General features: G+C 72.5%; 4 protein-coding genes. All 4 read right to left on the bottom strand.

Going from position 1 to position 23,924, the window contains the following annotated elements; all coding sequences use genetic code 11:
* Position 1: 1 nt before the first annotated feature.
* Positions 2-4,801 carry a type I polyketide synthase gene (locus S1361_RS39840; RefSeq protein WP_481906717.1) on the bottom strand — a complete coding sequence of 1,600 codons (4,800 nt, stop codon included), beginning with the start codon at positions 4,799-4,801 and terminating at the stop codon, positions 2-4.
* Entirely contained in the window at positions 4,782-16,799 is a 12,018-nt protein-coding gene (locus S1361_RS38990) for an SDR family NAD(P)-dependent oxidoreductase (RefSeq protein WP_481906716.1), read from the bottom strand. Before S1361_RS38990 ends, S1361_RS39840 begins: the two co-directional genes overlap by 20 nt.
* Before the next feature lie 14 nt (positions 16,800-16,813).
* Complete coding sequence (locus tag S1361_RS05150) at positions 16,814-22,441, bottom strand: type I polyketide synthase (RefSeq protein ID WP_425087975.1); 5,628 nt, start codon at positions 22,439-22,441, stop codon at positions 16,814-16,816.
* 264 nt (positions 22,442-22,705) lie between these two features.
* Positions 22,706-23,893 carry a cytochrome P450 gene (locus tag S1361_RS05145; protein WP_208030647.1) on the bottom strand — a complete coding sequence of 396 codons (1,188 nt, stop codon included), beginning with the start codon at positions 23,891-23,893 and terminating at the stop codon, positions 22,706-22,708.
* Positions 23,894-23,924: the final 31 nt, after the last annotated feature.

The following is a 23,924-nucleotide window of genomic DNA, read 5'->3' as shown; positions in this document are numbered from 1 at the left end:
CCTATGCCTGTACTCGGGTGGGGTCGGGGTGCCGACCGGAGGGCGGATCCGGGACGGGCGCCCCGGCCGCTTCGGCGTGCAGATGGCGGGCGAGAGCGGTCGGCGTCGGATGGTCGTAGACGGCCGTCAGGGACATGGGCAGCCCCGCCTCACGGATGAGCGTGGTCAGTTCCAGAGCGGTGAAGGAGGAGAAGCCCAGATCCGTGAACTCGCCGTCCGGGTCCACGGATTGCGCCGAGGCGTGGCCGAGCACGGCGGCGGTCCGGCCGCGCACCAGCTCCAGCAGGACGTCGAGGCGTTCCTCCTCGGGCACGTCCGCGAGCCGTAGGGGGACGTGGTCCGCGCACGCGTCGAGCTCCGACGCGTGCCGGGCGCCCGGCACACCGCGCAGCAGCGCGACGTCCCCGCCCAGCGCCGGTGCCAGGCGCGCCCAGTCGGCGTCGGCGACCACGAGGGAGCGAGGCCGTCCCGCCGCGGCCCCGGCGAGGCCGCCGAGCAGTGCGGCCGGCGCGGTCGGAGGCGCCGCGCGCAGGCCCGGCGTGACCGGTGCCCGCGGATCGCCGTCCTGCCACGGCACGACCTGGAGGCAGAGCGCGGGCAGCCCCTCCGCCATGCGGGCGTCCGCCAGCGCGGCCAGCGCGCTGTGTGCGGGGGCCGCGTTGCCGAAGCCCGGCACGGCGAGGGCCCCCGCCAGGCCGGCGACCAGCAGCATGGGCGCGCCCCACGCACGGGCCAGCGCCTCCAGCGCTCCTGCCGTGGCCAGATCGCCGAAGTCCCGCTCGATGCCTTTGCGGTCCAGCGGCTCGGGCGACTGCCCCTCCGCCGCACGGGCGACGTGCAGTACGGCCGTCACCGGGCGCTCCGCGGACACGGCGGCCACCAGGGCCGTGCGTACCGCGGGGTCGGAGGGATCGCCGGGCACGGTCGTGACACGGTCGCCCAGCTCGGCCAGGAGCGCGTCGACCGCGTCGCTGTCCCTGTCCCGCTCGTCCAGCGGGAGCAGGACGTGCACGCCGTCGTGTCCGGCCACGCTCCGGGCCAGCTCCCGCCCGGTCGCGGTGCCCGCCCCCGCGACGACGACCGTCCCCTCCGGCCGCCAGACCTGCCGGGCGTCCTCACCGGGCCCCTCCAAGGGTTCCAGTTCGTCCAGCGCCACGGGCAGGAGCCTGCGCGCGAACACGCTCCCGGAACGCAGCGCGACCTGCGGCTCGCCGAGGCCTGCGCCGAGGACCCGGCCCAGCAGCCGGGCGTATCGGGTGTCCGCTTCCGCCCCTGCCGCCGCCCCCGTCTCCGGCGGCAGGTCGACCAGTCCGAGACGGCGCTCGGGACGTTCGGCGGCCAGTGCCTGCCCCAGTCCCCAGAGTTGAGCCTGGCGCAGGTCCGGCGGACCGTCCTGCGGCGTCACGCGGACACCGCCGCGCGTGGCGATCCAGACCGGCAGTGGCCCCGTCACCTCGTCCAGGGCCCGCACCAGGTCCAGGGTGGCGGTCAGCGCGGGGGTCGGTGCCGTACCGTCCGCTGCCGAGGCACCCCCGGCACCGGTGTCCGGCGCCCCGTCGTCGGCGAACGCCAACAGGGACAGCACCCCGTCGACGGCCGCGGAAGCGGCGAGCAGAGCGCTGAGCCGGCCGGCCAGATCCGCACCACCCCGCGGGCCGGCACCCACCGGAAGCACCGTCACCTCGACGCCTTCCGCCGCCAGGGCCGTGACGACGCCGCCCGAGACCTCACGCTCCGGCACCACCAGCAGCCAGCTCTTGGCGGCGCCGGACTCGGCCGGACCAGCCGGCTCCCAGCCGATCCGGTAATGGCGGTTGCGCCGGCGGCGCCAGTCGGTCAGCAGCGGCAGCGCCGCTTCGAGCGCGGACCGCACCTGCCCGCCGACCCCCAGGGCCGCGGCCAGCGCCTCCGGGTCCTGTCTGTCGACGGCCTCCCAGAACCTGCTCTCCGCCGCGTCCGACGCACTGCCGGACCGCGCGCCCGACGGAGCCGCCTCCAGCCACAGGCGCCGCCGCTGGAACGCGTACGTCGGCAGCTCCACGGTCCCCGTGGCCCGCTCGGCGAAGAAACCGGGCCAGTCCACCGCGGCACCCCGGATGTGCGCGTGCGCCAGCGCGGACAGGAAGGTCTGCGCCTCGGGTCGCCGGGCGCGCAGTACCGGCACGGGCACGAGGCGCCCCTCGGTGCAGGTACCGGTCACTGCCGTCAGCACCGCGTCGGGGCCCAGCTCCAGGCATGCGGTGACGCCCGCCTGCTCCAGTGCGGCGACCCCGTCGGCGAAGCGGACGCAGTCGCGTGCCTGGCCGACCCAGTAGGCGGGATCCGTCAGCTCACCGGGCCCGGCCAAGCGACCGGTGCGGTTCGACACCACGGGTATGCGCGGAGCGGAGTACGTCAGACCGCGCGCGACCGCACCGAACTCGGCCAGCATCGAATCCAGCCGGGGCGAGTGGAAGGCGTGGCTCACCTTCAACCGGGACACCTTGCGGCCCCGGCCGCGGAACTCCGCCGCGATCTCCTCGACCGCGTCCTCGTCCCCGGAGACCACCGTGGCGGCGGGCTCGTTCACCGCCGCGAGCGCCGCCCGGGGCCCGTACGCCGCCAGGACGACGCGCACCTCCGACTCGCCGGCCTGCACGGCCGCCATGGCGCCCCCCTCGGGCAGCGCCTCCATCAGGCGTCCGCGCGCGGAGACCAGGGCGCAGGCGTCGGGCAGGTCCAGCACGCCCGCCGCATGGGCGGCGGCGATCTCACCGAGCGAGTGCCCGAGCAGGGCGTGCGGCCGCAACCCGTGGTGTTCGAGCAGACGGAACAGGGCCGTCTCGACGGCGAAGAGCGCCGCCTGTGTGTAGACGGTCCGGTCCAGCAGCCCCACCAGGTCACTGTCCCGCTGCGCCCACACGACCTCCCGCAGCGGATGCGGGAGATGCGGGTCGAGGTGGGCGCACACGGCGTCGAAGGCCTGCGCGAAGACAGGAAACGCCCGGTGCAGCTCCTGCCCCATGCCGGGACGCTGTGATCCCTGCCCGGAGAACAGGAACGCCAGGCCCCCGCGGGAGGCCGTGCCCTTGAGGACGTTGCCCGCGGGCTGGTCCTGCGCCAGGAAGCCCAGTCGGTTGAGCAGGTCGGTGGTGTCGGTGGCGATGACGGCGGCGCGGTGGTCGAAGTGGGTGCGGGTGGTGGCGAGTGTGCGGGCGACGGCGGTGGTGTCGAGGTGGGGGTGGTGGGTGAGGTGGTGGTGCAGGCGGGTGGCTTGGGCGCGCAGGGCGGTTTGGGTCTTTGCGGACAGGAGGTAGGGCAGGGGGGTGTGTGCGGGGGGTTGTTCGGTGTGCTGGTTGGTGGTGGGTGGGGGTGCTGCTTCGAGGATGAGGTGGGCGTTGGTGCCGCTGATGCCGAAGGAGGAGACGGCGGCGCGGCGGGGGTGGCCGGTGTCGGGCCAGGGGGTTTGCTGGGTGAGGAGTCTGACCGCGCCTGATTCCCAGTCGACGTGGGGTGTGGGTTGGTCGATGTGGAGGGTCTTGGGCAGGATTCCGTGGTGGATGGCTTGGACCATTTTGATGACGCCGGCGATGCCTGCGGCGGCTTGGGTGTGGCCGATGTTGGATTTGACGGAGCCGAGCCACAACGGTCGTCCGTCGGGCCGGTTCTGGCCGTAGGTGGCGAGGAGGGCCTGGGCTTCGATGGGGTCGCCGAGGGTGGTGCCGGTGCCGTGTGCTTCCACCGCGTCGATCAGGTCGGGTGTGAGGCCTGCGTTGGTGAGGGCCTGGTGGATGACGCGTTGCTGGGAGGGGCCGTTGGGTGCGGTCAGGCCGTTGCTGGCGCCGTCCTGGTTGACGGCGGAGCCGCGGATGACGGCGAGGACGGGGTGGCCGTTGCGCTGGGCGTCGGAGAGGCGTTCCAGCAGGACGAGACCTGCGCCTTCACCCCAGCCGGTGCCGTCGGCGGCCGCGGCGAAGGGTTTGCAGCGGCCGTCGGGTGCCAGCCCGCGTTGCCGGCTGAACTCCACGAAGATGCCGGGGGTGGCCATGACGGTGACGCCGCCGGCGAGGGCGAGTTCGCACTCGCCGGAGCGCAGTGCCTGCGCGGCCAGGTGCATCGCAACCAGCGAGGACGAGCAGGCCGTGTCGATCGTGATCGCCGGGCCTTCGAGGCCGAGCGTGTACGACACCCGGCCCGACGCCACGCTTCCCGCGCTCCCGCTGCCCAGCAGACCTTCGAACGCGGCGCCGCCCGCGTCCATGAGGCGTGCGCCGTAGTCGCTGTACATGACGCCGGTGAAGACGCCGGTGCGGCTGCCGCGGAGCCGGGTGGGGTCCAGGCCGGCGCGTTCGAGGGTTTCCCAGGCGGTTTCGAGCAGGAGGCGCTGCTGGGGGTCGATGGTGAGGGCTTCGCGGGGGCTGATGCCGAAGAACTCGGCGTCGAACTCGCCCGCGTCGTACAGGAACCCGCCTTCCCGCGCATACGACGTGCCGCGGTGATCGGGATCGGGGTCGTACAGACGTGCCAGATCCCAGCCCCGGTCGGACGGGAAACCCCCGATCGCCTCGTCGCCCGCGGCGACCAGACGCCACAGGTCCGCCGGGCCCCGCACGCCGCCCGCGTACCGGCAGCCCATGGCTACGATGGCGATCGGCTCCCGCAGGTCCGACTCCAGTTGCGCGAGCCGCTCACGCGTCTCGTGCAGGTCCGTCGTGACCCACTTGAGGTAGTCGACGAGCTTGTCTTCGTTCGTCATGCCGTATCCATCCCCATGTGTTCCTCCCGGCGGTTGTTCACGGCGTTCAACTCCGCTTGAACTCACGGTCGATGAAGGCGAAGACCTCGTCGGTGGACGCTGCCCTGATCTGCTCCGCCACGGCCGTGCCGCCGGCGGACTCCTTCCACTGCGCCGTCAGGGACTGCAGGCGGCGCGCGATCTCACCGCGCTCGCCGTCGTCCGGGTCGAGCGCGGACAGGGCGGCCGCGATCCGGTCGAACTCGGCCAGCACCGACTTCCGTACGGGCTCCGGCGCGGTCAACCGCTTCAGGTGCTCGCCGAGCACGCGAGCCGTCGGGTAGTCGAAGACGAGCGTGGCGGGCAGCCGCAGACCGGTGATCACGTTGAGCCGGTTGCGCAGCTCCACCGCGGTGAGCGAGTCGAAACCGAGCTCCTGGAACGCCCGGTCCGGGTCGATGGCGGCGCCACCCTCATGCCCCAGTACCCCGGCGACCTGACCCCGCACCACGTCCAGCAACAGATCCAGCTGCTCCTCGTCTCCGAGCCCGGTCAGCCGCTCGGCCAGCGACGGTCCCGCCGTGTCCGCCCGGCGGGCCGGGGTGCGTACCAGACCGCGTAGGACGGGCGGCAGCAGACCCGAACCAGCCTGGGCGGCCAGTGCGGCCGTGTCGAGCTGCGCGGGCAGCAGCAGCGGACGGCCGGCGGACAGGGCGGTGTCGAGCAGGGCCAGCGCGTCCTCGGTCGGCAGCGGCGCGAGCCCGTTGCGGTTCATCCGCACCCGGTCGGTCCGCTCCAGATGGGCCGTCATGCCGCTGCCCTCCTCCCACAGCCCCCAGGCGAGGGCGGTGGCGGGCAGCCCCCGGGCACGCCGGTGAGCGGCCAGCGAGTCCAGGAAGGTGTTGGCGGCCGCGTAGTTGCCCTGACCGGGACTGCCCAGCAGACCGGCCGCCGACGAGAACAGCACGAAGGCCGCGAGGGACCGGTCCCGGGTCAGCTCGTGCAGGTTCCACGCCCCGGCCGCCTTGGGACGCAGGACGGCGTCGACCCGGTCACCGGTCAGGGAGCCGACCATCGCGTCGTCGATCACACCGGCGGCGTGGATCACCGCGGTGAGCGGGTGCTCCGCGGGAACACCCGCGAGGACCCCGCGCAGCTCCTCGCGGTCGGCGTTGTCACAGGCGGCGAACGTGATCTGGGCGCCGAGCGCGGCGAGTTCCTCACCCAGCTCCGCCGCCCCCTGCGCGTTGCCACCGCTGCGGCTGGTGAGCAGCAGGTGCCGGACCCCGTGCCGGGTGACGAGATGGCGGGCCACCAGGCGGCCCAGCGTGCCGGTGCCACCCGTGATGAGCACGGTGCCCCCGGAGTCCAACGGGGAGGAGCCGGCGGCACCTTCGGCGGCGGAGCGGGACAACCGCGGTACGAACCACTCGCCCCCGCGCACGCAGACCTGGGGTTCACCGACCGCGACGGCGGCCGCCACGGCGGTCGTCGCCGCGTCGTCCGCGCCGAGGTCGACGTCGAGGTCGACCAGGAGGAACCGGTCCGGGTTCTCCGACTGCGCGCTGCGCACCAGGCCCCACACCGGGGCGGCCGCCAGGTCGCGCACATCCTCGTCGGCGCGTACGGCGACGGCACCGCGGGTGACCAGGACCAGCCGCGAGGCCGCGACAGCGGGCTCCGCCAGCCAGCCCTGCAGCAGGGACAGCACCTCCTGCACGGTCGCGGACGCGGCGGCGGCAGGTCCGCCGAGGTTTCCCGAGTCGCCCGAGCCACCGGCGATCACCGGCGCGACGACGAACTCCGGGACGGCAGCGCCCTCGGAGAGCGCCTTGCGCAGCGTCTCCAGGCCGTCGTAACGGACCGGCGAGTCACCGGTCGCGCCCACCGCGGGCAGCACATCGCCCAGGACCGCCCAGACGCCCTTCCCGTCGGCCGGCCCCACCGAGGCCGACGCCCGCACCCAGCCCGGCTCGTACAGCGCTCCCCGCCTGCCGTTGCGGACGGCCGCGAGCTGTTCGGGCCGGACCGGCCGCAAGCTGAGCGAGCCCACGGAGCCGAGGGGACGCCCCGTGGCGTCGGCGACATGGAGCGCGGTGCCCCCGCCGTCCACCGGCGACAGCCGCACCCGCAGCGCCCGCGCGCCGTCGGACCACAGCGACACGCCCGCCCAGGCGAACGGCAGCCGCAGCTCCGACCCGGTCGGCTCCGCTCCCGCCACGGCCAGGGCGTGCAGCGCGCTGTCCAGCAAAGCGGGGTGGAGACCGAAGCCGGCCGTCGGGGTGTCCTCGGGCAGGCCGACCTCCGCGTAGACCACGTCGTCCCGCGTCCACACCTTCCGCAGCCCCTGGAAGGCCGGGCCGTACGCCAGCCCCGAGGCGGTGAACCGCTCGTAGACGTCCGAGAGATCGACCCGTTCGGCTCCGGCCGGGGGCCAGTCGGACAGTGCTTCGGGCGAGACGGGGGCGACGTCCGCGAGCAGTCCGTGTGCGTGTCGGGTCCACGACTCGTCCGGCAGGGCGGACGCTGCCTGCGAGTACACGGCCACCGGCCGCTGCCCGCCCTCGTCGGCTGGCTCGACGACCACCTGGATCCGTACGTCACCCCGCTCGGGGAGGATCAGCGGCGCCTCCAGGGCCAGTTCGGCGACCCCGCCGTAGCCCGCCTGGGCCGCGGCGTGCGCCGCCAGCTCGACGAACGCGGTACCGGGTAGCAGCACCGTGTCCAGCACCGCGTGATCGGCGAGCCACGGATGCGTACGGAGGGACAGGCGGCCGGTCAGCACGTGCCCCCTTCCGGCGATCTCCACGGCCGCGCCCAGCAGCGGGTGACCGGCCTCGGTGAGCCCAGCCATGGTCACGTCACCGGCGCCGCGGGACGACTCCACCCAGTGGCGGGTGCGCTGGAACGCGTACGTGGGAAGCGGCACGGCCGGGTGGTGCCGGCCCAGGCAGGCGGCGGCCCAGTCGACCGGCGCCCCGTGGACGTGCGCCAGGGACAGGGCCGTGAGGAACTCGCGGCGGCCGTCCCTGTCCCGGCGCAGTGTCCCGATCGCCGTGGCGGCGGCCTCCCGTGCCTCCGCCGTCTGCTCGATCCCGACGGTGAGCACGGGATGCGGGCTGATCTCGACGAAGAGCGAGTGCCCTGCGTCCAGGAGGGCGCCGGTGGTCTCGGAGAACAGCACCCGGCGGCGGATGTTGCGGTACCAGTAGTCGGCGTCCAGGCCGCTGGTGTCGATCTCCGTGCCCGTGACGGTCGAGTAGAACGGGATGCCCGCCGTGCGAGGGGTGAGGTGGGCCAGGCGGCTCAGCAGCTCTTCCCGGATCCGCTCGACGTGGTCGGAGTGCGAGGCGTAGTCCACGGGGATCAGCCGCGCCCTGACGCCGTCGGCCACGCAGGCGTCGACGAGTTCCCGTACGGCCTGCGCGTCCCCGGAGACCACCGTGACGGTGGGTCCGTTGACCGCGGCTGTACCGACCCGGCCGTTCCAGCCGGACAGCCGCTCCTCCAGGTCCGCCGCGGGCAGCGCAACCGACGCCATGGTTCCCGAACCGGCCAGCGGCAGCAGGAGCTTGCTGCGCAACGCCACTACGGCGGCCGCGTCGTCCAGGCAGAGCGCGCCCGCCACATACGCGGCGGCGATCTCGCCCTGCGAGTGCCCGATCACCGCGTCCGGCCGCACACCCGCCGCCTTCCACAACTCGGCCAGCGAGACCATGACCGCGAACAGCGCCGGCTGCAGGACGTCGACCCGGTCCAGACCCGGAGCACCGGGCGCCCCGCGCAGGACATCCAGCAGCGACCAGTCGACGTAACGGTCCAGCGCCCGCTCGCAGGCGGCCATGTGCTCAGTGAAGACCTCCGAACTCTCCAGCAGGTCCTCCGCCATGCCCCTCCACTGCGAACCCTGCCCAGGGAAGACGAACACCGTTCCGGCCCCGTCGGCCACCCCGCCTACGACCCCCTCCGCGGGCTCGCCCGCCGTGAGCGCCGACAAGCCCCGCAGCAACTGGGCACCGTCCGCGCCGAGCACCACGCCCCGGTGCCGGAAAGCCGACCTGGTGGTGGCCAGGGCATGGCCGACGGCTGCGGGATCGAGCTCCGGATGCTCGGTGACGTACTGATGCAGCCGGGCGGCCTGCGCCCGCAGAGCGGCCTCGGTACGGCCCGACAGCGCCCATGGTGTGACGGGCGCGCCGAGAGCGGGCCTACCAGGGGCATCGGTGTGCTGGTTGGTGGTGGGTGGGGGTGCTGCTTCGAGGATGAGGTGGGCGTTGGTGCCGCTGATGCCGAAGGAGGAGACGGCGGCGCGGCGGGGGTGGCCGGTGTCGGGCCAGGGGGTTTGCTCGGTGAGGAGTCTGACTGCGCCTGATTCCCAGTCGACGTGGGGTGTGGGTTGGTCGATGTGGAGGGTCTTGGGCAGCACGCCGTGGCGGATGGCCTGGACCATTTTGATGACGCCGGCGATGCCTGCGGCGGCTTGGGTGTGGCCGATGTTGGATTTGACGGAGCCGAGCCAGAGGGGTTGGTCGGTGGTCCGGTTCTGGCCGTAGGTGGCGAGGAGGGCCTGGGCTTCGATGGGGTCGCCGAGGGTGGTGCCGGTGCCGTGTGCTTCCACCGCGTCGATCAGGTCGGGTGTGAGGCGGGCGTTGGTGAGGGCCTGGTGGATGACGCGTTGCTGGGAGGGGCCGTTGGGTGCGGTCAGGCCGTTGCTGGCGCCGTCCTGGTTGACGGCGGAGCCGCGGATGACGGCGAGGACGGGGTGGCCGTTGCGCTGGGCGTCGGAGAGGCGTTCCAGCAGGACGAGGCCTGCGCCTTCGCCCCAGCCGGTGCCGTCGGCGGCCGCGGCGAAGGGTTTGCAGCGGCCGTCGGGTGCCAGCCCGCGTTGCCGGCTGAACTCCACGAAGATGCCGGGGGTGGCCATGACGGTGACGCCGCCGGCGAGGGCGAGTTCGCACTCGCCGGAGCGCAGTGCCTGCGCGGCCAGGTGCATCGCAACCAGCGAGGACGAGCAGGCCGTGTCGATCGTGATCGCCGGGCCTTCGAGGCCGAGCGTGTACGACACCCGGCCCGACGCCACACTGCTCGTGGTACCCGTGAGCAGGTACCCGTCCAACGCGTCCGCGGACCGCTCCGCGCCCAATCCGTAGTGCTGGGCGGCCATGCCGACGAACACACCGGTCAGTGTGCCGCGCAGGGCCTCCGGGCGCATCGCGGCACTCTCGATCGTCTCCCAGGCGGTCTCCAGCAGCAGTCGCTGCTGGGGATCGACGGCCAGCGTCTCGCGCGGATTGATGCCGAAGAACCCGGCGTCGAACTCGTCGGCGTCGGAGACGAAACCGCCCTGGTTCACATAGGACGTGCCCGCATGCTGCGGGTCGGGATCGTAGAGCCGCTCCAGGTCCCAGCCCCGGTTGTCCGGGAAGTCCGACAGGCCGTCCCGGCCCGCCGCCACCAGATCCCACAGCCCCTCGGGGTTGGCCACACCACCGGGGAAGCGACATGCCATGCCGACGATCGCGATCGGGTCCTCGTTCCCGAGCGGTTCCGCCGGCCGCGCAGCGGCCGCGACGGCCGGGCTCGTCTCTTCCGCACCGAGCAACTGGGACTTCAGGTGCGCCGCCAGCGCCGCCGCGGTCGGGTGGTCGAAGACCAGGGTGGCGGGCAGTCTCAACCCCGTGGCAGCGTTCAGCCGGTTGCGCAGCTCCACGGCCGTCAGCGAGTCGAAGCCGAGGTCTTGGAAGGTTCGGTCCGCGGCGATGGTGCTCAGCGTCTCGTGCCCCAGCACCGCGCCGATGTCGCCACGCACCAGATCCAGCAGGTGACGGTCCCGCTCGCCCTCCGGTAGCCGGGCGAGGGTGTGCTGCAGGGCCGAACCGCCGCCACCGGCCGTCACTGCACGTGGCGGCGCGGTCCGCAGCAGTCGGCGGGCGATGGCCGGCAGGTCGTCGCTGCTCGCCAGGTTCCGCAACGCCTTCGGGTCGAATCGTGCCGGGACGTACGACGGGAGGGCGCCGCCCAGGCAGGCGTCGAACGCCGCCAGCCCCTCCTCGGTACGCAGCGGGACCAGGCCGCCCTCGGTGAGGCGTTGGTGTTGTTGGGTGGTGAGTTGGGCGGTGATGGTGCTGGTTTGTTGCCAGAGGCCCCAGGCGAGTGAGGTGGCGGGGAGGCCTTGGGTGTGGCGGTGGTGGGCGAGGGTGTCGAGGAAGGTGTTGGCGGCGGCGTAGTTGGCTTGGCCGGGGTTGCCGAGGGTGCCGGCGGCTGAGGAGAAGAGGATGAAGTGGGTGAGGGTGGGGGTGTGTTGGGTGTGGGTGTGGAGGTGCCAGGCGGCGTCGGCTTTGGGTTTGAGGGTGGTGGTGAGGTGGTGGGGGGTGAGGGTGGTGAGGGTGGCGTCGTGGGTGGTTGCGGCGGTGTGGATGACGGTGGTGAGGGGGTGTTCGGTGGGGATGGTGGTGAGGAGGTTGGCGAGTTGTTGGGGGTCGGAGACGTCGCAGGCGGTGATGGTGACTTTGGTGCCGAGTTGGGTGAGGTGTTGGGTGAGTTCTGTGGTGTGGGGGGCGTTGGGTCCTTGGCGGCTGGTGAGGAGGAGGTGTTGGGGGTGGTGGTGGGTGGCGAGGTGGGTGGCGATGAGGCGGCCGAGGGTGCCGGTGCCGCCGGTGATGAGAATGGTGCCGTTCGGATCGAGAGGCTGCGGAACGGTCAGGACGACCTTCCCGATATGACGCGCCTGGCTCAGGAACCGGAACGCCACCGGAGCCTGGCGCACGTCGAACGCGGTCACCGGAAGCGGGCGCAGCACCCCACTGGCGAACAGCCCGGACAGGTCGGTCAGCATCTCCTGAATACGATCGGGCCCGGCCTCGATCATGTCGAAGGCGCGGTACCGCACCCCCCGATGAGCCGCCGCGACCTCGTGCGGATCCCGGATGTCGGTCTTGCCCATCTCCAGGAAGTGGCCCCCGCGCGGCAGCAGCCGCAGCGAGGCGTCGACGAACTCGTGAGCCAACGCGTCCAGTACGACATCGAAGCCCTCCCCGCCCGTCGCCGCACGGAACGCGCCCTCGAAGTCGAGCGTGCGGGAACTGGCGATGTGCTCCTGGTCGAAGCCCTGCGCACGCAGCGCCGCCCACTTCGGCGGGCCGGCGGTGCCGAACACCTCGGCGCCCCAGTACCGGGCCAGCTGGGTGGCCGCCATGCCGACACCACCCGCCGCGGCATGCACCAGCAGCCGCTGGCCCGGCCGTAGCCCGGCAAGGTCGGAGAGGGCGTAGAACGCCGTCAGGAAGACCACCGGCGCACCGGCCGCCTGGGCGAACGTCCACCCCTCGGGGATCCGCACGATCAGCCGCTGGTCGGTCAGGGCCACGGGGCCCATGCCCCCGTCGACCAGACCCATCACCCGGTCACCTACCGCGAAACCGGTCACCCCTGGACCGACCTCCGTGACGACACCGGCCGCCTCGCTCCCGATCACCGCCCGACCCGGGTACATGCCCAGCGAGATCATGACGTCCCGGAAGTTCATGCCCGCCGCGCGCACACCCAGCCGCACCTGCCCCTCACCGAGCGGCGCGGCGTGCTCGGAGCACTCCTCCAGCGTGAGGTTCTCGACCGTCCCGAACTCCTTCATGCCGACCCGCCACGCACCCGCCCCGGCCGGCGGCACGAGATCCGGCGCCGTGTCCGACCGGCCCAGCCGCGGCACGTGCACCGCTCCCGCACGCAACGCCAGTTGGGGCTCGCCCGACGCCAGTGCCGCCGTCAGCCGCTCGGCGGACGCCGTGCTCCCGTCGGTGTCGACCAGGACGAACCGACCGGGATTCTCGGACTGCGCGACCCGCACAAGCCCCCACACAGGGGCCCCCGCGGGATCACCGGCGTGCTCACCCGCCTGCGCCGTGACGGCACCGCTCGTGACCACCGCGAGCCGGGCATCCGCCCACCGGTCGTCGGCCAGCCAGGCCTGTACGAGATCCAGCGCCCAGCGGGTCACCGCGTGGACCCTGGCGATCGTGGGGTCGTGCCCTTCCTGCCCCTGCTGCCGGCTGTGCGGTTCCTGTCCGCTCCCGGCCGCCGGGAGTGTGTCCGGCACGTACGCCACGACGGTGGCGGGCACAGCGGCTCCGGCCGCGAGGGCCTCGCCCAGCGCGGCGAGGTCGGCGTACACGGGGCCGCTCTCCCCGCGGGCGGCCGACGTCTCCGCCGGCGGACCGGCGCCCAGCACCGCGAGGGCTTCGTGCGCCACCACGTCCGGGCTCTGCTCCGTAAGCGTGGAGTCCACGGTCTCCGTGACGTCCGCGACCTCGATGACCGGCCAGTCCACGCGGTGCACGTCGTCGGTGCGCGCGGCCTGTGCCGCGTTGAGCTGCTCGGCGGTGACGGACCGCACGGTGAGCGCCCGGACCGTCGCCACCGGCCGCCCGGAGAAGTCGCTCAGCGCAACGGTGAGCGTGTCCCCCGTGCCCTTCGTCAGCCGGGCCCGCACCGCGGTGGCACCCACGGCGTGCACCGCCACCTCGCCCCACGAGAACGGTAGTTGCACCTCCTCGGTCCTGCCGAGTCCCGCCAGAACGGAGGCGTGCAGCGCGGCGTCGAGCAGCGCGGGATGCACGGCGAATCCCTCCGCGTCCGCGCCCTCCGGAAGCTCCACCTCGGCGTACACGTCCTCGCCGTGCCGCCACGCGGCCCGCAACCCGCGGAATGTCGGACCGTACTCCAGCCCGAACTCGGCGAACTGCTCGTAGAGATCGACGTCAGGCAGCGGCTCGGCACCGGTCGGCGGCCACGACTCGGCGTCCGTGGTGACGGGCTGGTCACCGGCCGCACGTGAGGCAAGCACACCCTCCGCGTGGCAGGTCCAAGCCGTGTCCCTGTCACCGGACCCCTCCGCCTGCGCGTAGACGGCGACGGAACGCCGGCCCCCTTCACCGCTCGGACCCACGACGACCTGCAGCCGGACCGCCAACTGCTCAGCGAAGACCAGCGGCGTCCGGATGGTCAATTCCTCGACCTGGTCGCAGCCCACCTGATGGGCCGCGTGCAGCGCGAGGTCCACGAAGGCCGTTCCCGCGAGCAACACCGAGCCCATGACGGCGTGATCCGCCAGCCACGGGTGGGTTCCGACCGAGACACGCCCGCTCAGCAACAGTCCCTCACCGTTGGCGAACTCGGCCGCGGCGCCCAGCAGGGGGTGCTCCGCCGCGACCAGACCGACGGACGGCATGTCACCCGCCCTGGCCGTCTGCCGGGGCCAGTAACGCACCTTGTCGAAAGAGTAGGTGGGGAGGGGGGTGGGTGGGGTGTGGGGGAGGGCGTTGTCCCAGTTGATGGGTGTGCCGGTGTTGTGGAGTGTGGTGAGTGCGTGGCTGAGGGTGTGGGTGGGGTGGTGTTTGGGGTTGAGGGTGTGGGTGATGGTGGCTGGCGGGGTGGTGTCGTTGTGGGTGTTGAGGGTGTGGTTGTTGAGGGTGGTGAGGGTGGTGTCTGGTCCGATTTCGAGGTAGGTGGTGACGCCGTGGTGGTGGAGGTGGGTGATGGATTGGTGGTAGTGGACGGGTTGGCGGGCGTGGGTGGTCCAGTGGTTGGTGGGGAGGGGGTGGGTTGTGGTGGTTGCGGTGTGGTTGGTGATGAGGGGGGTGTGGGGGGTGTGGTGGGTGAGGTGTCGGGTTGTGTGGGTGAGTTGGTCGAGGATGGGGTCGAGGTGGGGTGAGTGGTAGCCGTGGGTGGTGTTGAGGGTTTTGGTTTTGATTCGTTGTTGCTGGTAGTGGGTGGTGATGTGGTGGATGGTGGTGTGGTGGCCTGCGATGACGGTGGTGGTGGGGGTGTTGTGGGCGGCGATGGTGACGTCGGTGATGTGGTGTTGGTTGAGGTAGTGGGTGATGGGTTCGGGGGGGAGGTTGATGCTGGCCATGGCGCCGGTGGGGGGGAGGGTGTGCATGAGGTGGGCGCGGGTGGTGATGAGGTGGGCGGCGTCGGTGAGGGTGAGGATGCCGGCGGTGTGGGCGGCGGTGATTTCGCCGAGGGAGTGGCCGAGGTGGTAGTGGGGGTGGATGCCGTAGTGGTCGGTGAGGAGGTGGTAGAGGGCGGTCTGGAGGGCGAAGAGGGCGGGTTGGGTGTAGAGGGTGGTGTTGAGCAGGCCGGTGAGGGGGTCGTTGGGGGTGGCCCACATGATGTGTTGGAGGGGGTGGTCGAGGTGGGGGTCGAGGGCGTGGCAGATGCGGTCGAGGTGGTGGGCGAAGGCGGGGTTGGTGGTGTAGAGGTCGTGGCCCATGCCGGGGTGCTGGGTGCCCTGGCCGCTGAAGCAGAACGCGATCTTCGCTTCGCTGTCGGTGGTGGTGGTGGTGAGGTGGGTGAGGTGGGGGTGGGGCTGGTTGTGGGTGAGGGCGTGGAGGGCGTTGAGGCGTTGGGTGGGGGTGCCGTGGGTGATGGCGGCGCGGTGGCTGAAGTGGGTGCGGGTGGTGGCCAGGGCGCGGGCGACGGCGGTGGTGTCCAGGTGGGGGTGGCGGGTGAGGTGGGTGTGCAGGCGGGCGGCTTGGGCCTGGAGGGCCTGGGGGGTGCGGGCTGAGAGCAGCCACGGCGCCGGCCCCTCCGTGCCCGGGTCGTCGTCCGCTGTTTCCTGATCGGCCGGCGCCTCGACCGGCGTCTCGACCGGTGTCTCGCACGGCGCCGCCTCAAGAATGACGTGGGCGTTCGTCCCACTCACACCGAACGAAGACACGCCCGCCCGAGCAGGACGGCCGGACTGTGGCCACGGGACGGCTTCGGTGAGCAGTCTGACCGCGCCCGACTCCCAGTCGACGTGCGGTGTGGGTTCGTCGATGTGGAGGGTCTTGGGCAGCACGCCGTGGCGGATGGCCTGGACCATTTTGATGACGCCGGCGATGCCTGCGGCGGCTTGGGTGTGGCCGATGTTGGATTTGACCGAGCCGAGCCAGAGGGGTTGGTCGGTGGTCCGGTTCTGGCCGTAGGTGGCGAGCAGGGCCTGGGCTTCGATGGGGTCGCCGAGGGTGGTGCCCGTGCCGTGTGCTTCCACCGCGTCGATCAGGTCGGGTGTGAGGCGGGCGTTGGTCAGGGCCTGGTGGATGACGCGTTGCTGGGAGGGGCCGTTGGGTGCGGTCAGGCCGTTGCTGGCGCCGTCCTGGTTCAGTGCACTGCCGCGGATGACGGCGAGGACCTGATGACCGTTGCGCCGGGCGTCGGAAAGCCGTTCCAGCAGGACGAGGCCCACCCCCTCGCCCCAGCCGGTGCCGTCGGCAGCCGCGGCGAAGGGCTTGCAGCGGCCGTCAGGTGCCAGCCCGCGCTGCCGGCTGAACTCAGTGAAGATCGCCGGGGTGGCCATGACGGTGACGCCGCCGGCCAGGGCCAGTGCACACTCGCCCGAGCGCAGCGCCTGCACGGCGAGATGAATGGCCACCAGGGACGAGGAACAGGCCGTGTCGACGGTCACCGCCGGACCCTCGAAGCCGAAGGTGTACGAGACCCTGCCGGAGACCGCGCTCGCCGATGTGCCGGTCACCAGGTATCCCTCGGCCGCCTCAAGGCCGCCGGCGAGATGCTGGGAGTAGTCTTGGCCGTTGACCCCCGCGAAGACCCCCGTGCGGCTACCGCGCAGCGCTCCGGGAATGATCCCTGCGTACTCGAACGCCTCCCACGCGGCCTCCAGCAGCAGTCGCTGCTGCGGGTCGGTGGCCAGCGCCTCACGGGGGCTGACGCCGAAGAACTCGGCGTCGAAGCAGTCGGCGTCGTAGACGAAGGCGCCCTCGCGCGCGTATGTCTTCCCGCTGCGATCCGGGTCGGGGTCGTAGAGCTCCTCGGTGTTCCACCCGCGGTGCGCGGGGAACTCCGAAACCGCGTCCCGGCCGTCCAGCAGCAGCTCCCACAGGGCGTCAGGGGATTCCGCGCCCCCTGGGAAACGGCAGCTCATCCCTACCACGGCGATCGGCTCGGTGTCCTTCGCCTGGGCTTCGCGCAACCGGCGATTGGCCTGCTGGAGATCGGCGGTCGCCCGCTTGAGATAGTCGCGCAGCCGCTCCACGTTCGCAGCGGTGTCGCCCCCGGCGGAGTTCGCGTTCATAAGACCTCTTCGCATCAGGACGTGCCGAGTCAGGACAGGCCGAGTTCGTTGTCGAGTACCAGGAACAGTTCGTCGTCAGAGGCCGACTCGAGGTCGGCGACCGGTGTCTGCTCGGCCCCGGCCGGAACGGGCTCGGCCCTGAGTTTCCACAGCAGGGCCTGCAGACGGTCCGTGACGGCGGAGAGCCGCTCGTCCTGTTCCGGCAGGGCCAGGACGGCGGCCTCCCACGCATCCAGACCCGCCAGCAACCCGTCGGAGGCGGACGGCCGTTCGCCCCCGACGAGGGTCAGCAGGTGCCCGGCGAGTGCGTCGCAGTTCGGATAGTCGAAGACAAGCGTGGCGGGCAGCCGCAGTCCGGTGGTGGCCGTGAGCCGGTTGCGCAGTTCGACCGCGGCCAGGGAGTCGAACCCGAGCTCCTTGAACGAGAGATCGGGGCCGATGTCCTGAGCGGAGGAGCGCCCCGTGACCGCAGCGACCTGACGCTTGACCAAGTCCAGTACGAGCGAGTGCTGCTCGGAGTCGGGCAGTCCTGTCAGCCGCTGCACGAGCGGAACGCCCGACGTGCCGGGTCCGGTGCGCCTCGCGGGGACGCGTACCAGGGTGCGCAGGAGCGCCGCGAGGGTGCCGTCGGCCGCCGTCGCGCGGAGCGAGGCCATGTCGAACCGCGCCGGCAGGAGGACCGGCCGGTCCAGGCCCAAGGCCGCGTCGAACAGCGCCAGCCCCTCGGCCGCGGACAGTGCCACCGCACCCTGGCGGTTGAGGCGCGCGCGGTCCGCGTCGTCCAGGTCGCCGGTCATCGCACCGCCTTGCTCCCACAGGCCCCAGGCGAGCGAGACGGCGGGCAGGCCGGCGGACCGGCGGTGCCGGGCCAGGGAGTCGAGGAAGGCATTGGCGGCGGCGTAGCTCGCCTGCCCGGGGTTGCCGAGGGTGCCGGCGGCAGAGGAGAAGAGGACGAACGCCGCCAGGCCGGCCCCTCGCGTCTGCTGGTGCAGATGCCAGGCGGCGTCGGCTTTGGGCCGCAGCACGGTGTCGAGGCGCTCGGACGAGAGAGAGGACAGGACACCGTCGTCGAGCACGCCCGCCGTGTGGACGACGGCGGTCAGTGGGTGCGCCACTGGGACGGAGGCGAGCAGCTCCGCCAACGCGGCCGGATCCCCGACGTCGCAGGCGGAGACCGTCACCCGCGCACCCAGCGCGGTGAGTTCCGCGGCCAGTTCGTCCGCCCCGGGAGCCCGCGGGCCGCGGCGACTGGTCAGCAGCAGGTGCTGTACGCCGTACCTGCTGACCAGGTGGCGGGCCACCAGGGCGCCCAGGGCGCCGGTGCCGCCGGTGACGAGTACCGTTCCCTCGCCGTCGAGGACGACGGGCCCGGCCTGGCCGGACGCCGGCGGCAGAGCGCGAACCAGCCGCGGCACCAACAGCCCGCCGTCCCGGACCGCCACCTGCGGCTCCTCGCAGGCGAGGGCCGTCGGCAGGGCCGCCACGGAGGTCCGCTCATGGTCGAGGTCGACGAGGCGGAACCGGCCGGGGTTCTCCGTCTGGGCCGAGCGCAGCAGCCCCCAGCACGCGGCCCCTCCCGGATCCCGCACCTCGTCGGACGCGATCGCGCCGACCGCGTCACGAGTGACCGCCACCAGGCAGCAGGACGCCAGCCGTTCGTCGGCGAGCCATTCCTGGGCCCGGGCCAGCACCTCGTGGGCGAGGGTACGCGCCCGGTGCGCTGCGTCACTGCCGCTCGTATCCGTTTCCGTGCAGGGCAGCACCACCCAGCGCGGGACGGGCAGTCCGGCGTCCAGGGCCGCGGTGAGGGCGGCGACGTCCGGATAGCGCGGGCAGTCCGCCGGCGCGAGGTCGTCCGCCGCCGGCCCGTCCGGGCCGAGGACGGCCCACTCCCCGGGCGGCGTCTGCGGGTCGGCGACAGCCGACCACTCCACCTGGAACAACAGGTCGTTGGACGCGCCGTCATGGTGCAGCCTCCCAGGGTCCACCGGCTCCAGCGCGAGCCCCGCGAACGTGGCGACGGGCGAACCCGTCGGGTCCGCGAGGTCCATCGCGTACGTGCCGGGCCCGGTAGGACGCAGCCGGGCCCGCAGCGCGGAACCGGCACGGGAGTGCAAAGCGGCCCCCGTCACCCGGCGGAGCCAGCGGACCCGCCCGCTGCCCGCCCGGTCGGCGCCGTCACCCCCGATGGCGGGCCCGTCCCCTGAGTCGAGCAGCACGGTGTGCAGCGCCGCGTCCAGGAGCGCGGGATGGACGGCGAAGCGTGTGTCCTCGGCGTCCTCGGGCAGATCGACCTCGACATAGAAGGCCGAGTCGTCCCGCCAGGCGGCGCGCAGGCCCTGGAACAGCGGGCCGTGCGCCACACCGGCGCCGACCAGCCGGTCGTACAGCCCGGAGACAGCGACGGCCGACGCGCTCGGCGGCGGCCAGGCGGTCAGGGAGGCCGGCTCGGCCGGGTCCGCCACGACGAGCCGGCCCGTGGCGTGCCGCGTCCAGTCGGTGTCGGACCCGGCCCGTTCGGCCCGGGTGTGGACGGACACGCTCCGCCCGCCCGCCGGATCGCTCGCCCCGACGGTGACCCGCAGCTGCAGGGCACCCTGATCCGGCAGCAGCAGCGGCGCGTCGAGGGACAGATCGGCGAGTTCCGCGCAGCCGGTCCGCCCTCCCGCATACAGTGCCAGCTCGACCAGGGCGCTGGGCGGCAGCACCGTGACGTCCAGCGCCGTGTGCTCTGCCAGCCACGGCTGGACGGCGAGCCCGAGCCGCCCGGTGAGGACCGTCCCCTGCTCCTCCGGCAGCACTGCCTCCGCGGTGAGGAGGGGGTGGTCCGCGACCGCCAGCCCTGCCGAGGTGACGTCGGAACCAGCCGGAGGCGTGTCGAGCCAGTACGACTCGCGCTGGAAGGCGTAGGTCGGCAGGTCGGCCCGTGCGGCCGGACGCTCCGCGAAGTGGGATGCCCAGTCCACGACGTTCGCCGTGACATGGGCCTCAGCCACTGAGGTCAGCAGCCGCAGCCGGCCGCCATCGTCACGGCGGAGCGTGCCGAGCGCGACACCACCGCCAGCGCCGCGCCCGTTCCCGGCCCGCTCGCTTCCGATGTCGTCGAGTGTCTCCTGGGTGCCGATGGTCAGCACGGGGTGCGGACTGCACTCGATGAACAACCGGTGGCCGCTGTGCCGGAGCGCCCGTACGGCCTCTTCATACCGGACCGTCCGCCGCAGGTTGGAGTACCAGTAGTCGGCGTCCATGGCAGTGGTGTCCAGCAGGCTGCCGGTGAGCGTCGAATACAGCGGCACGGTCGAGGGACGCGGTGTGATGTGGGCGAGAGCATCGAGTACCCGGCCGCGGATGCGCTCGACGTGGGGCGAGTGGGAGGCATAGTCGACGTGGATCGTTCGGGCGCGGACACCCTGCTCCCGGTAGGCGGCGACGATACGGTGCACGGCGTCGGTGTCACCCGCGATGACCGTGGTGCCGGGGCCGTTGACGGCGGCGACGGAGGCACGCCCGTCGTGGTGTCGCGCCAGGTCGGCGGCGACCCGGTCGGCGGGCAGGGGAACGGAGGCCATGGTGCCGGTGCCGCCGAGTTCGGTGAGGGCGCGGCTGCGCAGGGCCACGACGGCGGCGGCGTCGTCCAGGGAGAGCGCCCCGGCGACACACGCGGCGGCTATCTCTCCCTGGGAGTGGCCGACGACGGCGTCCGGACGTACCCCGTAGGAACGCCACACCTCGGCGAGCGAGACCATCACGGCGAACAGCGCCGGCTGCACCACGTCGACCCGGTCGAGCATCGGTCCCGCCTCCGAGTCCCGCAGCACGTCGGTCAGCGACCAGTCGACGTACGGTGCCAAGGCCTTTGCGCAGGCTTCGATGCGCTCCCGGAAGGGGGCGGAGGAGGCGAGGAGTTCGCTCGCCATTCCGGGCCACTGGGAGCCCTGGCCGGGGAAGACGAAGGCGACTCTGCCGTCAGCCGTCCGTCCGTGCAGGGTGTTGGGGGCGGTTTCGCCGTTGGCCAGTGCGGTGAGGCCTTCGAGTAGGTCGGCGGTGTCGGTGGCGATGATGGCGGCGCGGTGGTCGAAGTGGGTGCGGGTGGTGGCCAGGGCGCGGGCGACGGTGGTGGTGTCGAGGTGGGGGTGGTGGGTGAGGTGGGTGTGCAGGCGGGCGGCTTGGGCCTGGAGGGCCTGGGGGGTACGGGCTGAGAGCAGCCACGGCGCCGGCCCGTCCGCCGCGGGAGCCGGTTCGGCCGGTGTCTCGGTGGGGGGTGTCTCGGCCGGTGCTGCTTCGAGGATGAGGTGGGCGTTGGTGCCGCTGATGCCGAAGGAGGAGACGGCGGCGCGGCGGGGGTGGCCGGTGTCGGGCCAGGGGGTTTGCTCGGTGAGCAGTTTGACCGCGCCTGATTCCCAGTCGACGTGGGGTGTGGGTTGGTCGATGTGGAGGGTCTTGGGCAGGATTCCGTGGTGGATGGCTTGGACCATTTTGATGACGCCGGCGATGCCTGCGGCGGCTTGGGTGTGGCCGATGTTGGATTTGACGGAGCCGAGCCACAACGGTCGTCCGTCGGGCCGGTTCTGGCCGTAGGTGGCGAGGAGGGCCTGGGCTTCGATGGGGTCGCCGAGCCGGGTGCCGGTGCCGTGCGCTTCGACGGCGTCGACTTCGGTGGGTTGCAGGCCTGCGTTGGTGAGGGCCTGGTGGATGACGCGTTGCTGGGAGGGGCCGTTGGGGGCGCTGAGCTGGCTGCTGGCGCCGTCCTGGTTGACGGCCGAGCCGCGGATGACGGCGAGCACGGGGTGACCGTTGCGCTGGGCGTCCGAAAGCCGCTCCAGCAGGACGAGACCTGCGCCTTCACCCCAGCCGGTGCCGTCGGCGGCCGCGGCGAAGGGCTTGCAGCGGCCGTCGGGCGCCAGCCCGCGTTGCCGGCTGAACTCCACGAACAGCGTCGGTGTCGCGAGCACCGTGACCCCGCCGGCGAGGGCGAGTTCGCACTCGCCGGTGCGCAGTGCCTGCGCCGCCAGGTGCATCGCGACGAGCGAGGACGAGCACGCGGTGTCCACGCTGACGGCGGGGCCTTCGAGGCCGAAGGTGTACGACACCCGTCCCGACGCGACGCTGTAGGCACTGCCCAGCCCCAGGTGCCCTTCGAAGCCGTCGGGCATCCGCTGGATCATCCGTGCCGCATAGTCCCCGTACATGACGCCGGTGAAGACGCCGGTGCGGCTGCCGCGGAGCCGGGTGGGGTCCAGGCCGGCGCGTTCGAGGGTTTCCCAGGCGGTTTCGAGCAGGAGGCGCTGCTGGGGGTCGATGGTGAGGGCTTCGCGGGGGCTGATGCCGAAGAACTCGGCGTCGAAGTGGTCGGCGTCGTGGAGGAAGCCGCCCTCGCGGGCGTAGCTCGTGCCGGTGGTGTCGGGGTCGGGGTCGAAGAGGTTGTCGAGGTCCCAGCCGCGTCGGGTGGGGAAGTCGCCGATGGCGTCGCCGGCGTGGGTGAGCAGGTGCCACAGGTCCTCGGGGGAGCGGACGCCGCCGGGGTAGCGGCAGGCCATCGACACCACGGCGATCGGCTCCCGGGAAGCCTGCGTCAAGTGATCCTGCAGACGCCGCAGCCGCTCGTTCTCCAGCAGCGACGCGCGCAGCGCTGCAACGACCTTGCCTTCCGCGGGCACGCTCATCATCAGCTCCGTCCGTCGTGGGACTGGTCGGACCGGCCGTGCGTGTCCCGCGCACGAACGCCCTGACAGGATGCGAGCCGGGCGTGATCGGTCTTCGTCATGGTCACCAGGCCCTCTTAAGCCGAGCTAGGCGAGTTCTGAAGATGGCGGAGAGCCCGCACTGCCCCTGGGAACAGCAGTGCGGGGGCCGCCGGCGAACCGGGCGGCCCCCGCACGGGACCTTGTCGCGGCCCGGTTCCCGACCAGGGCCGCGTGCCGTCACCAGCTGACCGGCAGCTCGTGGACTCCGTACGTGTTCATCGCCTCTCGGGTTCTGACGTCCTGCGGCGACGCGGCCAGCCGCAACCCGGGGAAGCGGCGCAGCAGCAGCCGCAGCGCGATCCGGATCTCGGTCCTGGCCAGGTTGTGGCCGATGCACTGATGCAGACCGTGCCCGAACGCGAGACTGCCGACACCGCCTCCCTCGGCGTGGAAGGTGTCGGGATCCTCGAAGCGCCGGCCGTCACGGTTGACCGCCGAGGTGGAGATCGTGACGGTCTCGCCCTGCCGTACCAGCACCCCACCGATCTCGACGTCCTTGAGGGCGGCCCGCGAGACGAACTGGACCACCGACAGATAGCGCAGCAGCTCGTTGACCGTCTGGTCGCCCACCTGGCTCCCGTCGCCCAGCGCGGCCCGCGCCTTCTCGTCCTGAAGCAGCAAGTACACGCTCATCGCAATCATGTTCGCCGTGGTCTCATGACCCGCGACCAGCATCAGGAACGTCAGCCCGGCGAGCTCCTCGTCGTTGAGCTCACCGACAGCGATCAGCTCGCTGAGCAGGTCGTCGCCCGGAGCGGCCCGCCGCGCCCTGACCAGTTCGTGCATCAGCTCACTGGTGCGCCGTGCGGCGGCCGCGACCTCCGCGCGCGGGGTGGCCGCCGAGAGCATCGGCACCCGCAGCTTCTGCAGCTCCGCCGCCAGATCGGCGTCGGCACCCATCAGCTCACAGATCACTAGGACCGGCAGTGGCAGCGCGAACGCCGCCATCAGATCGGCCGGAGACCCGCCGGCCTCCAGCGCGTCCAGGCAGGCCGTGGCGATCCGCTCGATCGCCGGCTCCAGCTCCCGTACCCGCCGCACCGTGAAGTGCCGGCTGAGCGGCTTGCGGTAGCGGGTGTGCTCCGGCGGGTCCATGCCGATGAACATGCCGGGCTGCGCCGGACCGAGCTTGCCTCCCATCACGATGGGCGAGCTGCGCAGGTCGTGACGCGCACTGAACGCAACGTCGGCGAGCACCTCCTGCGCCAGCTCGTAGCCCGTGACCAGCCATCCCTGATGACCGTCGGGATAGGTCATCCGGGCGATCGGCCGCTCCTCACGGAGCGCACCCAGCTCCTCCGGCGGAGAGAAGGGGCAACCCCGGGCCGTCGGCATCCCGTCAACCACGTGTTCGGTGTGCGTCATTGCGCTCTCCTCGCATTCCTTGAGTTCATCG

Source organism: Streptomyces cyanogenus, assembly GCF_017526105.1.
GTDB lineage: Bacteria > Actinomycetota > Actinomycetes > Streptomycetales > Streptomycetaceae > Streptomyces > Streptomyces cyanogenus.
This window is presented reverse-complemented; position numbering and strand designations above follow the sequence as displayed.

What these genes read in the sequence shown, in the direction of transcription:
- S1361_RS38990 (WP_481906716.1), bottom strand. Translation starts at nt 16,799, where the DNA reads ATGCGAAGAGGTCTTATGAACGCGAACTCCGCCGGGGGCGACACCGCT.
- S1361_RS05145 (WP_208030647.1), bottom strand. Translation starts at nt 23,893, where the DNA reads ATGACGCACACCGAACACGTGGTTGACGGGATGCCGACGGCCCGGGGT.